The organism is Blastococcus sp. CT_GayMR16, from assembly GCF_004570875.1.
GTDB lineage: Bacteria > Actinomycetota > Actinomycetes > Mycobacteriales > Geodermatophilaceae > Blastococcus_B.
The window spans coordinates 312,224-323,382 of the sequence record NZ_SPQK01000003.1 but is presented as its reverse complement, the minus strand read 5'-3'; the positions used below and the strand labels follow the sequence as shown (position 1 = coordinate 323,382).

Sequence of the window (11,159 nt, the reverse complement as noted above, 5' to 3'; positions counted from 1 at the left end):
CGCGCGGTGAGGGTGCGGGCGCCGGCCACCGACACCTGCTGGCCGAGCACCGCGCGGACCGCGAGCTCGTCGGCGTCGGGGGATGCCGGCACCCGGCGACCCGGGGCGGTGCCCACCACCGGGGCGAGGGCAGGGTCGGCACCGAGGACGTCGTCGACCGCGGCGGGGTCGGCGTCCAGGTCGAGCATCCGCCGGCAGCGGGTGACGGCGGCTCCCAGGTCGCGGAGCTCCGCGACGCGCAGCCGGGCGGTGACGCCCGCGCCGCCGCCCACAGCGGGCGACAGCTGCACGACCGCCGGCCCGTGCGGCAGGTCGAGGACGCGGGAGAAGGTCGTGCCGTCCCACTCCTCGAGGCCGGGCACCGCGTGGGCGCCCAGGAAGAGCAGCACCTCGTCGGCGGCGTAGGGCGCGCGGGCGGCGAGCCGCAGGGTGAGCCAGCCGGGTGATCCGGTGTCCGGTCCCGTGCTGGTGCTGCGCAGTGCGGTCGGCGTCGTCGCGAAGACCTCGCGCACGGTGTCGTTGAACTGCCGGATGCTGGCGAACCCGGCCGCGAAGGCGACGTCGGCCATCGGCAGGTCGGTGGTCTCGATGAGCAGCCGGGCGGTCTGCGCGCGCTGGGCGCGGGCCAGGGCGAGGGGCCCGACGCCGAGCTCGCCGACGAGCAGCCGGTGCAGCTGCCGCTCGGAGTAGCCCAGCCGCGCCGCGAGACCCGGCACCCCGGAGCGCTCCACCTCGCCGTCGGCGATCAGCCGCATCGCGCGGGCCACGATGTCCGCACGGATGTCCCATTCGGGCGAGCCCGGGACGGCGTCGGGCCGGCAGCGGCGGCAGGCGCGGAAGCCGGCGCCCTGGGCGGCCGCCGCCGTCGTGAAGAAGGAGACGTTGCGGGCCAGGGGAGTGCGGGCCGGGCAGGACGGGCGGCAGTAGATGCCCGTCGTCCGGACGGCGGTGAAGAACCAGCCGTCGAACCGGGCGTCGCGGCCGGCGACGGCCCGGTAGCAGCGCTCGTGGTCCAACGTCGTGCTCATGGGCATGAGCATGCCAGTGGGGGACGACGGGTTCTGGCGGTTTTCGGACGCCGCCGTGGGTCAGCGTGAGGCGTTGAGGATGAGGACCCCGATGCCGTCGAGCAGGCGCTCCAGCCCGAACTCGAACGACCGCTCGGGCGCACGGGCGGCCTGGCGGTCGTTGCCTGCGGCCGGGCCCACACGGGCCGCCGTGGGGAAGCGCTCGGCATCGAAGAACCGCTCGGCGTGCGGCGCCATCGCCGTCCACCACTGGTCCTCGGTGATGCCGGTGACCTGCTCGGCGGTGACTCTCTCCTGGACGCCGCTGACCGAGCCCCGGACGAAGCCGTTGAGCAGGGTCACCAGCAGGTCCATCTGGACCTCGCCCAGACCCAGCCCGTCGACGGCGCGGAGCTCGAGTTCGTACTTGCGCATGAGGTGCGGCCCGAGCGGCGGCCGGCCGGTCGAGAGATGGACGGCCCACGGGTGGCGGAGGAAGAGGTCCCAGTTGGCCCGGGCGACCGCCTCCAGCCGCGCCCGCCAGTTCCCGGCGGGAGCGTCGTCCTCGTAGAGCTTCCCGAGCACCGAGTCGAGCATCAGGTCGACCAGCTCGCCCTTGCCGGGTACGTGGCTGTAGAGCGTCATCGTCGCGACGCCGAGGTCGGCGGCGACCCGGCGCATCGAGAGGGCCGACAGTCCCTCGGCGTCGGCGACGGTCACCGCCGCAGCCACGATCCGGTCCACGTCGAGCGACGACCTCGGGCCGGGACGGCGGCCTCCGGCTTCGGGGGTGCGCCAGAGCAGCGCCATGCTGCGCGCCGGATCGCCGGTGCCCGTGAACTCCGTGGCCATCCGTACCACCCCTGCCCAGGTATCTCCGTACGGCGTACGTTCTTAGCGGCGACAATAGCGTACGACGTACGGAAGCAGGCCTAGTGGCTGGTCAGGCGGCAATCTACGGCTCGATCGAGGTCGCGGGCACGCGCCGGACCGTCCACCGACCGGTGGACGGCGGACCAGCGCTTCGGCTGTCCCGCGCGCCCCCCTCGCCGTCGCAGGGTTGCCGCATGACGACGACACAGGCCGCACCCCGCGCGGGGACGACGGCTCCACAAGGGGAACCCGCCGTGCACGTGCGCGGCCTGGTCAAGAGGTACGGGGGGCGGGCCGTCGTGGACGGCCTCGACCTCGACGTCCACCACGGGGAGGTCTTCGCGCTGCTGGGCCCGAACGGCGCCGGCAAGACGACGACCATCGAGATCCTCGAGGGGGTCCGGCAGCGCGACGAGGGCACCGTCCGGGTGCTCGGCGAGGACCCGGCCCGCGTGGGCCGTCCGTGGCGGGCCCGCATGGGCGTGGTGAGCCAGGGCGAGGGCGCCCCGCAGGCGCTGACCGTGCGGGAGATCCTCGATCATTTCGCCGGCTATCACGCGACCCCCCGGCCGACCGGGGACCTGCTCGCCGCGGTGGGGCTCGAGGAGAAGGCGGGCACACGGGTGGGTCGGCTCTCCGGCGGTCAGCTGCGCCGGATGGCCGTCGCGCTGGGCGTCCAGGGTCGTCCCGAGCTGGTCTTCCTCGACGAGCCGACGACCGGTCTCGACCCCGTGGCCCGCCGCCAGTTCTGGCAGTTGATCCGCGACCTGCGGGCCGACGGCACCACCGTGCTGCTGACCACCCACTACCTGGACGAGGCGGCCGAGCTCGCCGACCGGGTCGGGATCGTCGCCGGTGGCCGACTGGTGGAGGTCGCGCCCCCGGACGAGCTGGGTGGGCAGCTGCGCCTGGTGACCACCGTCCGCTGGACGGAGGGCGGTGCGGCTCGCGAGGTGCACGCGGAAGCTCCGGGTGCCGTGTTGCGCGACCTGCTCGCCGCCAGTGTCACCGGCGACGTGCCCGGCCTGACCGTCACCCGCCCGAGCCTGGAGGACGTCTATCTCCGGCTGGTCGGTGCCGCATCCACCCCCACGGAAGGAGAGCTCCGATGACCGCCGTGCTTGTCGCCCGCCCCGCGCCACCGTCCGCCGCCCGGATCGCCCTCGCCCGGGTGCGCCTGGAGCTGCGGTTGTTCTTCCGGGAGCGGCAGCAGGTGGTGGTCTCCTTCGCCTATCCGGTCGTGATGCTGGTGATCTTCGCGTCGATCCTGGGCGGCGACGAGCGGCCGGGCGACATCCCGTTCGCCCAGTACTTCCTGGCCGGGATCGCGGCCACCGGCATCATGCTGACCAGCTTCCAGGCGGTGGGGACGGCGATCGCCGCCGAGCGGGAGACCGGCCAGTTGGAGCGACTGCAGCTGCTGGGCACCCCGCCGGTCGCGTACTTCGCCGGCAAGGCCGGTCAGGTGCTGGTCACCGCCGCCCTCCAGCTGGCGCTGTTGCTCCCGGTCGCCCGTTACGGCTACGACGTCCCGATGCCGCCGGACCTGGGTCACTGGCTGACGTTCCTGTGGGTGGCCGCTCTGGGCGCGCTGGCCGGCACCGTGCTCGGCGTCGCGGTCTCGGCGCTGCCCGGTAGCGCGGGGGCCACCACGACCGCCGTGTCGGCGTTCGCGATCGTGCTGCAGTTCTTCTCGGGGGTCTTCTTCGGCTTCCTCGAGCTGCCGGGCTGGATGCAGCAGCTCGCGGCGGTCTTCCCGCTGAAGTGGCTGACCCAGGGGATGCGGTCGGCGTTCCTGCCGGAGCAGGCGGGTGCCTTCGAGGTCGCCGGGGGCTGGGAACACGGGAAAACGGCCCTGGTGCTGGTGGCATGGGTGATCATCGGCGTCATGGTGTGCGTGCGCACGTTCCGCTGGCGGCGGGGCGAGGGATGATCCCCGGCCCCCAGCTACGGTCCGCCGTCGTCCCTGGTGACGGCGGCGGATCGCCGCTGTCCGAGCGGGGGTGGCGGATCACGCAGCTGGTCATGCACGTGGTGTTCGGCGTGTTCGTGGCGCTGGCGGGGGCGGACGCCGTCGTCGAGGAGTCCGGCGCCCGTCAGGCGGTCCTGCTCGGCGCGCTCGGCATCCTCGTCCTGGCGTACCTGACCGTGGGGGGACCGGCGCTGGCTGCTCGCGACCACCGGCGGTCGGCGATCTACCTGCTCGTCCTGGTGGCGGTGATCGCCGTCCTGGCCTGGGTGCTCCCCGAATTGCTCTTCCTGATGTTCGTGGCCTTTCCGCAGGTGTGGTTCATGGTGGCGGGGCTGCGTAGGGGCCTCGGGTGGACGCTGGCGCTGGGCGCCGCCGCCACCGTCGGGCCACTCGTGCACTGGACGCAGGGGACCGAACCGTTCCGCGGGCCCGCGCAGACGCTGGTGGGCGTGGCCTTCAGCCTCGCGATGGGCGTCTGGGTGACCAGCGTCCTGGAGCACAGCCGGCAGCGGGCGGTCCTGATCGACGAGCTCGAGTCCACTCGCGCCGAGCTGGCCACGCTGCACCACCAGCAGGGCATGGTCGCCGAGCGGGAACGGCTCTCGCGCGAAGTGCACGACACCCTCGCGCAGGGCTACACGAGCATCGTCGTCCTGGCCCAGACCGCGGCCGCCGCCCTGCCGGGGGACCTCCCCTCCGCGGCCGAGCGGCTGTCGCTCATCGAGGAGGTCGCGCGGGAGAACCTGGCCGAGGCGCGCGCGATGGTCGCCGCATTCGCCCCCGTCGCCCTGGACTCCGCGACGCTGGTGGAGGCACTGCAGCGCCTCGCCGAACGCTTCGGCCGGGAGACCGGCGTCGCCACCAGGCTGGACACCTCGGCCCTGGACGGGCTGGACACCGGGCTGAGCCGCGGTGAGGAGATCGTGCTCCTGCGCGGGGCGCAGGAGGCGCTGGCCAACGTCCGGCGGCATGCGTCCGCCAGTGCGGTCGTGCTGCGGGTCGGCCGGGTGGGCGCGGGGGACTCCGCCCAGGTCTCGGTGCACGTGGAGGACGACGGGGTCGGTTTCGACCCGGCGACGTCCCCGGGCGTGGGGCTCGCGGGCCTGCGCGACCGGGCCGAGGAGGTCGGCGGCGCGGTCGACGTGACCTCGGTGCCGGGGGAGGGGACTCGCGTGACGGTGCGGGTACCGGTCCGATGATCCGGGTCCTGGTGGTCGACGACCATCCCGTCGTCCGCGGCGGACTGGTCGGCTGGCTGGCCGCCCAGCCCGACCTCGAGGTCGTGGCCCAGGCCGGCGACGGCCTCGAGGCGCTGGCCGCAGTGGCCGAGCACGCTCCCGACGTCGTCCTCATGGACCTGCGCATGCCGCGGATGGACGGCGTGACGGCGACGGAGCGTCTGGCCGCCGCACATCCGGCGGTCCGGGTGCTGGTGCTGACCACGTACGACACCGACGCCGACATCGTGCGTGCCGTGGAGGCGGGCGCCACCGGCTACCTGCTGAAGGACACGCCGCTGCCGCAGCTGGCCGATGCAGTGCGCGCCGCGGCGCGCGGGGAGACCGTGCTCGCTCCGCCGGTGGCCGCACGGCTGGTGTCCTGGATGCGGGCACCCGCGGTGGATGCGCCGACCCCCCGGGAGGTCGAGGTGCTGGCCGGTGTGGCGCGGGGACTGACGAACGCGGACATCGGCCGGGAGCTGTTCATCGGTGAGGCGACCGTGAAGACGCACCTGTTGCGGGTCTTCGCGAAGCTCGGTGTCGACGACCGCACTCGTGCCGTGATGGTGGCCGTCGAGCGCGGCCTGCTGCCGGGACCCGGGCACTAGCGGAGCGAGACCTGCTCGATGTGTGGCACGACGGGGGATGCGCACGCCCTACCGGCGACGTACCGTTCAGGAATCGCGCCGCTGGCGTGCCCCGTCCAGATCCCGCGGGTCTGGTTTCACCGTGGGGTGGGGGCGGCGTGGTCGACGAGGACACCCTGTCGTCGGTGCTGAGCGATTTCGCACGCACGCTGATCACCGACTTCCCGATCCAGGGGATCCTCGACCATCTCGTGGAGCGCATCGTGGACGTCCTGGCGGTGACGGCGGCGGGCGTGACGCTGATCTCGCCCGGCATGGCACCGCATTACGTGGCGGCATCGAACGCCGACGCCCTCGACTTCGAGCGGCTGCAGACGGAACTCGGGCAGGGGCCGTGCCTGGCCGCCTACGAGACCGGCGAGGCGGTATCGGTGCCGGACATGCGGCGCGACAACCGCTTCCCCGACTTCGCTCCGGCGGCGATCGCAGCAGGCATGGGGGCGGTCTTCGCGTTCCCGCTGCGGCACGGCGCCGGCCGTCTCGGCGCCCTGGACCTGTATCGCGATACCCCGGGGGCGCTGGACCCCCGGGACATGGCGGCGGCGCAGACCCTCGCCGACGTCGCGGCGGCCTACCTGCTCAACGCGCAGGCGCGCCAGGAAGCGCTCGAGATCTCCGACCGGTTCCGGGCCAGCGCGCTGCACGACGCGCTCACCGGACTGCCGAATCGCGTGCTGCTGCAGCAGCGGCTGGAGCACGCCGCGCAGCGGGCCCACCGCTCGCACAGTCAGGCCGCGGTGTTGTTCGCCGACCTCGACCGGTTCAAGTGGGTCAACGACACCTACGGCCATCCGTTCGGTGACGAGTTGCTGATCGCGGTCGCCCGTAGGCTGTCCGCAGTCGTCCGTCCTGGCGACACGCTGGCCAGGGTGTCGGGGGACGAGTTCGTCATCCTGTGCGAGGACCTGGCGCACGTCGGTGACGTGATGAATCTCGCGAGGCGGGTGGACGAGGCGTTCCTCAGCCCGTTCGACCTGGCCGGTACCCAGGTGACGATGACGGTGAGCGTGGGCATTGCCTACTCGGGTCCGGGTGAGACGGTCACCGACCAGCTGATCACCCATGCCGATCTGGCGATGTACCAGGCCAAGCGCCTCGGTGGCGCGACCCATCAGGTGATCGACCTCCGGGGTGCGAGCACTGCCGGTGACCGCAACCGCCTCGACCGGGATCTGCGCTCGGCGATGACCGGAGGGCAGCTGGACCTGGCGTACCAGCCCATCGTGCGCACCGCCGACGGTGCGCTGGTCGGTGCCGAGGCACTGCTCCGCTGGACCCATCCGACACAGGGTGCGATCCCGGCGCTGACCACCGTCAGCATCGCTGAGCAGAACGGTCTGATCGGCGGTATCGGCGCCTGGGTACTGAAGCGCAGCTGCCTCGATCGGGGCAACTGGCTGGCCGAGCATCCCGGTCAGCCGCTCGACGTGTCGGTGAACGTCTCGGTCCGCCAGCTCATGACTGCAGGGTTCTGCGCGACCGTCGCCACGATCCTCGAGGCGACCCGGATGGACCCGACTGCCTTGGTGCTGGAGCTGACGGAAGGCGTCTTCATCGAGGACGGAAACCGGGCGACGAGCGTTCTGGCCGACCTGAAGGCGATGGGCGTGCGGCTGGCGTTGGACGATTTCGGGTCGGGCTACTGCTCACTGGGATATCTGCGCCGCTTTCCGGTCGACACGATCAAGATCGACCAGGGCTTCGTCACGGACATCGGTCACGATCCCTCGGGCGTGGCGATCGTGGGGGCGGTCACCAACCTTGCCCACGTCCTGGGACTGAGCGTGACCGCGGAGGGCATCGAGACCCAGCAGCAGCACGACGCGGTGGCCGCCATGGGGTGCGAGCACGCGCAGGGATTCCTGTACAGCCACGCCGTGCCGGCGGCGGACATCTCGAGCATCCTGCGCACCGGTCTCGACGGTTCCGCGCTCCGGTCGGGCCCGCCTCGTCCTGCGTCCGGTGCCGGGCGGGTGGCCGTGGAGTCCGACCGTGGGGCGGCGTGACCCGGCCCGCTGGCGGGGGAGCCGCCCTGTGTCCCGGGGGCGGAGGTATCCATCGAGCGGGGCGCAACCGAGTGACAGATCGGTTCGGCCGTTCTAGCGTTGGTTCATCGCCGCATCGTCGGTGCTGTTGCTCCAGCCCCTGGTGACGTCCACTCGTGTGATGTCCGTTGAGGGGCTCGGTGATGGTCGCCAACCCAGTGTCGGAATGCCGGACCGCAGGGTGGCTGTCGGTGTCGCCCGTCTCCGCCGGGCCGTGTCTGGTCGTCGTCGTGGCCGGAGAGGCCGACTGGGTCACGGCCGATCGGCTGCGGGACGAGCTGGTCGCCGCCTTCGGCTACGGGCCCCAGTCCGTCGTGCTGGATCTCGCGGAGCTGGAGTTCTGCGACGTGCACGGTGTGCGCGCACTTCTCCAGGCGGTCGATGTGGCGGAGCGCCCCGGCGTGACCGTGACACTGCGCGGGATGTCGCTGCAGCTCTCGTGGCTGTACAGCACCTTCCGGACATACCGCAGCACCGGCGGGCAGCAGAGCCGTCTCCTCGCGAGTGTCTCCGCACCGCACTCATGGTCGGAGGCCGTCGGACGTATGTCGCCGGCGTGAGCCGCCGTGGGACAGTGCGGTTGCGGAGCGGCATACGGGAGGCAGCGATCAGCGACGACAACCGGCTGCGCACAGCGCTGTCAGAGGCCATGTCCGGCGCCGGCAGCGCGCTGAGCGCCGCCGACCTGCTCTGCCACGCCTGCGTCGAGCTACTCCAGGTGGACGGGGCATCGGTCTCGCTCACCCACGAAGGGAGCACCCAGGGCACGTTCGGGTCCAGCGGTGAGATGAGCCGCCAACTCGATGAGCTGCAGTTCACCTTCGGTGAAGGACCGTGCCTCGACGCGACACGGCAGGGGAGCCCGGTGCTGGTCGCGGACCTGGACGACCCGGGAGAGAACCGCTGGCCGGCGTTCGCTGGTGCGTTGTTGCGATCGGGGGTGAACGCCGTGTTCGCGTTGCCGGTGACGATCGCCTCGCAGCAGATCGGGGCCCTGGACCTCTTCCGGCGTCGTGCCGGAGAGCTCCGGGGGGCCGCGCTCGCGGGTGGGATGCTCGCCGCCGAGCTCGCGGCGTTGCCACTGTTGGACCTGATGAGCTCCGATCTGGACTGGGACGTCGCAGCGCAGGGTGGCGACGGATGGGAGCAGCTGGAGTCGCTGTCGCGCGTGGAGGTCTACCAGGCGACCGGGATGCTGATCGGGGCTCTGGACATCGGTCCGACAGAGGCGCTGGTGCGGCTCCGGGCGTACGCCTTCTCCCATGGCGCGACCGCCGCCGAGACGGCCTGGGCCATCGTGGAGGGCCGCGTGTCATTGGAACCCCGCGAGTGGCTGGGACCGGACGGTACGACGGAGCGACCCCGATGAGTGCATCCCGGGAGCGCGACGTCACGCGGGCTTTCGTGGAGCTCGCCAGCAGCCTGGCCAACGGCTACGACGTGGTCGAACTGCTCAGCGGCCTGACCGCGGACTGTGCCCATCTGCTCGACGTCGCTTCGGCCGGGCTGCTGCTCGCCGACGGGCGTGGTGTGCTGCACGTGATGGCCGCGTCATCGGAGCGCACCCGGCAGCTGGAGGTCTTCCAGGTCCAGCGGGCCGACGGGCCGTGTCGGGACTGCTACCTCGACGGAGCGCCGGTCAGCGCGCCGGATCTCCACGAGGAGACCGACCGCTGGCCGCAGTTCGCACCGGCTGCGCTGAAGGCCGGTTTCGTCAGCGTGCACGCCCTGCCGATGCGCCTGCGTAACCACGTGCTCGGAGCCTTGGGCCTGTTCGGAACAACCGCGGGATCGCTCAGCCCCGACGACCTGTCCTTGGGGCAGGCGCTCGCGGATGTCGCGAGCGTCGCACTCGTGCAGGACAAGGCGACGACGGATCAGAAGACTGTGAACGAGCAGCTGCAGACAGCCTTGACGAGCCGGATCGTCCTGGAACAGGCCAAGGGCGTGCTTGCCCAGCAGGGGTCGCTACCGATGGAGGAGGCGTTCACGGTGTTGCGGCACTACGCGCGCGACAACAACCTGCGGCTCACCGCGATCGCCGAGGCAGTCGTCTCCCGCAGGCTTCCCGCCCAGCAGCTGCTGGACCGGGTGAGGGTCAGGCGGCCGTGATCTTCTGGAAAGCGCAGGACCGCAGCCGGCGCGGCAGTAGGTTCGGCCCGTGATCCTCGACTCGCTCGACCTGACGCCCGAGCAGTTCGCAGCCGGGACCGGGTGGGTGATCAAGCCCGAGGGTGCGTGCAGGGCGGAGGTCTGCGTGCCGCTGGACCGGAGCCGGGGCTTCGACCTGACCGCCACGGCCGATCGGCTCGGCATGGCCCTGGTCCGGGACGACGAGGCCGGACTGTGGGCGCTCGGGCCGGAGTCGCTGGGCGACCGGGCGCTGGTGAGCGCCGAGGCGCCCGACCTGGTCCTCGACGACATCCACGGCAACGAGTTCCGGTTGTCGTCCCTGCGTGGACAGAAGGTCGTGCTCGTCGCCTGGGCTCCCTACTAGGGCTGTGCCTTCGACCTGCCCGGGTGGCAGGCCCTGCGCACCGAGCTCCACCCCCTCGGCCTCGAGGTCGTGACGGTCTCCCTGGAGATGTCCGGCCCGGATGCATCGCGGCCCTACATCGAGGCGGCGCGGCCCGACCACCCGTCGCTGCTGGACCCGACCCACCGGATGGACTCGCTGTTCGGTGTCGTCAACATCCCGAACGTCGTGTGGATCGACGAGGACGGCGTGATCGTGCGCCCGCCGGAGCCGGGTTGGCCTGCCGGCGGCAGCCACATGCCGGCGGAGATCGCCGAGTCGATGCCCCGGCTCGGCCGCGCGAGGACGGCGCCGCCGAAGCCGGAGGGTGCGGCCGGCGCCCGCGGGATGCAGACCGGGCAGGACCGGGCCGCCTACGCCGACGCGATCCGGGACTGGGCGGCCAAGGGTCCCGGGAGCACCTATGCCCTGAGCTCGTCGGAGGTCGTCGCCCGGTCGCAGCCGCGGCCGCGGGAGGTGTCGGAGGCAGCCGCGCACTTCGAGCTGGCCGACCACCTCTGGCGCGCCGGGCAGCGCGACCTCGCCATCGCCCACTTCAACGCCTGCCATCGGCTCCAGCCGGACAACTGGACCTACCGGCGACAGGCCTACTCGCTGGTCAGCAACGAGCGCATCGGCGGCCCCGCCGGCCGGTTCGCCCAGGGGCCGGTCAAGGGCGAGGAGGACGACTGGCCCTTCGAGTCGGACTTCCGGTCGCAGATCGCCCTGCTCGGGGAGGGCGAGTACTACCCGAAGACCTTGTGACCGTTCCGCGGCTGCCCACGACCGCAGGCTGACCCCGTCCTCGACCCATCGGGACAAGCGATCCGCGAAGTCCGTGGACAGGCGCGTGACCTGGGGATTCCCCTCGCGCGGTGGA

At 72.2% G+C, this 11,159-nt stretch carries 10 protein-coding genes and 1 pseudogene; 9 read left to right on the top strand and 2 right to left on the bottom strand.

The features are described 5' to 3' along the window. Positions 1-1,028: AlkA N-terminal domain-containing protein (locus tag E4P38_RS06385; protein ID WP_135130913.1), on the bottom strand; the 1,028-nt coding region annotated here is incomplete at its 3' end. A gap of 60 nt (positions 1,029-1,088) precedes the next feature. After that, positions 1,089-1,859 carry a TetR/AcrR family transcriptional regulator C-terminal domain-containing protein gene (locus tag E4P38_RS06380; protein ID WP_135130912.1) on the bottom strand — a complete coding sequence of 257 codons (771 nt, stop codon included), beginning with the start codon at positions 1,857-1,859 and terminating at the stop codon, positions 1,089-1,091. Between the two features lie 215 nt (positions 1,860-2,074). On the opposite strand from E4P38_RS06380, the gene E4P38_RS06375 reads away from it, so the two are divergent. The 9 genes and pseudogenes from E4P38_RS06375 (at position 2,075) to E4P38_RS23965 (ending at position 11,044) form a co-directional block, all read left to right on the top strand. Next, on the top strand, positions 2,075-2,992 hold the full coding sequence (locus tag E4P38_RS06375) for an ABC transporter ATP-binding protein (RefSeq protein WP_135130911.1): 918 nt from the start codon (positions 2,075-2,077) through the stop codon (positions 2,990-2,992). Next, positions 2,989-3,813, top strand: coding sequence for an ABC transporter permease (locus E4P38_RS06370; protein ID WP_135130910.1), 825 nt, complete (start codon positions 2,989-2,991; stop codon positions 3,811-3,813). Before E4P38_RS06375 ends, E4P38_RS06370 begins: the two co-directional genes overlap by 4 nt. After that, positions 3,810-5,051: a sensor histidine kinase gene (locus tag E4P38_RS06365; RefSeq protein ID WP_135130909.1), complete on the top strand. Its 1,242-nt coding sequence runs from the start codon at positions 3,810-3,812 to the stop codon at positions 5,049-5,051. Before E4P38_RS06370 ends, E4P38_RS06365 begins: the two co-directional genes overlap by 4 nt. Further along, on the top strand, positions 5,048-5,680 hold the full coding sequence (locus tag E4P38_RS06360; protein WP_135130908.1) for a response regulator transcription factor: 633 nt from the start codon (positions 5,048-5,050) through the stop codon (positions 5,678-5,680). The genes E4P38_RS06365 and E4P38_RS06360 overlap by 4 nt, the downstream gene beginning before the upstream one ends. Positions 5,681-5,817: 137 nt before the next feature. Beyond that, positions 5,818-7,725, top strand: a complete 1,908-nt coding sequence (locus E4P38_RS06355; RefSeq protein ID WP_135130907.1) for an EAL domain-containing protein — start codon at positions 5,818-5,820, stop codon at positions 7,723-7,725. 230 nt (positions 7,726-7,955) lie between these two features. Beyond that, positions 7,956-8,324: an STAS domain-containing protein gene (locus E4P38_RS06350; protein ID WP_167760468.1), complete on the top strand. Its 369-nt coding sequence runs from the start codon at positions 7,956-7,958 to the stop codon at positions 8,322-8,324. Between the two features lie 14 nt (positions 8,325-8,338). Next, positions 8,339-9,133, top strand: coding sequence for a GAF and ANTAR domain-containing protein (locus tag E4P38_RS06345; RefSeq protein ID WP_209308968.1), 795 nt, complete (start codon positions 8,339-8,341; stop codon positions 9,131-9,133). After that, positions 9,130-9,876, top strand: a complete 747-nt coding sequence (locus E4P38_RS06340; protein WP_135130905.1) for a GAF and ANTAR domain-containing protein — start codon at positions 9,130-9,132, stop codon at positions 9,874-9,876. Before E4P38_RS06345 ends, E4P38_RS06340 begins: the two co-directional genes overlap by 4 nt. 49 nt (positions 9,877-9,925) lie before the next feature. Then, positions 9,926-11,044, top strand: a pseudogene (locus tag E4P38_RS23965) (ResA-like WAxxUGC motif-containing protein). Positions 11,045-11,159 lie beyond the last annotated feature (115 nt).

Excerpts from the sequence above, each read along its gene's own strand:
- E4P38_RS06380 (WP_135130912.1), bottom strand. The coding sequence starts at position 1,859 with ATGGCCACGGAGTTCACGGGCACCGGCGATCCGGCGCGCAGCATGGCG.
- E4P38_RS06375 (WP_135130911.1), top strand. The coding sequence starts at position 2,075 with ATGACGACGACACAGGCCGCACCCCGCGCGGGGACGACGGCTCCACAA.
- E4P38_RS06370 (WP_135130910.1), top strand. The coding sequence starts at position 2,989 with ATGACCGCCGTGCTTGTCGCCCGCCCCGCGCCACCGTCCGCCGCCCGG.
- E4P38_RS06365 (WP_135130909.1), top strand. The coding sequence starts at position 3,810 with ATGATCCCCGGCCCCCAGCTACGGTCCGCCGTCGTCCCTGGTGACGGC.
- E4P38_RS06360 (WP_135130908.1), top strand. The coding sequence starts at position 5,048 with ATGATCCGGGTCCTGGTGGTCGACGACCATCCCGTCGTCCGCGGCGGA.
- E4P38_RS06340 (WP_135130905.1), top strand. The coding sequence starts at position 9,130 with ATGAGTGCATCCCGGGAGCGCGACGTCACGCGGGCTTTCGTGGAGCTC.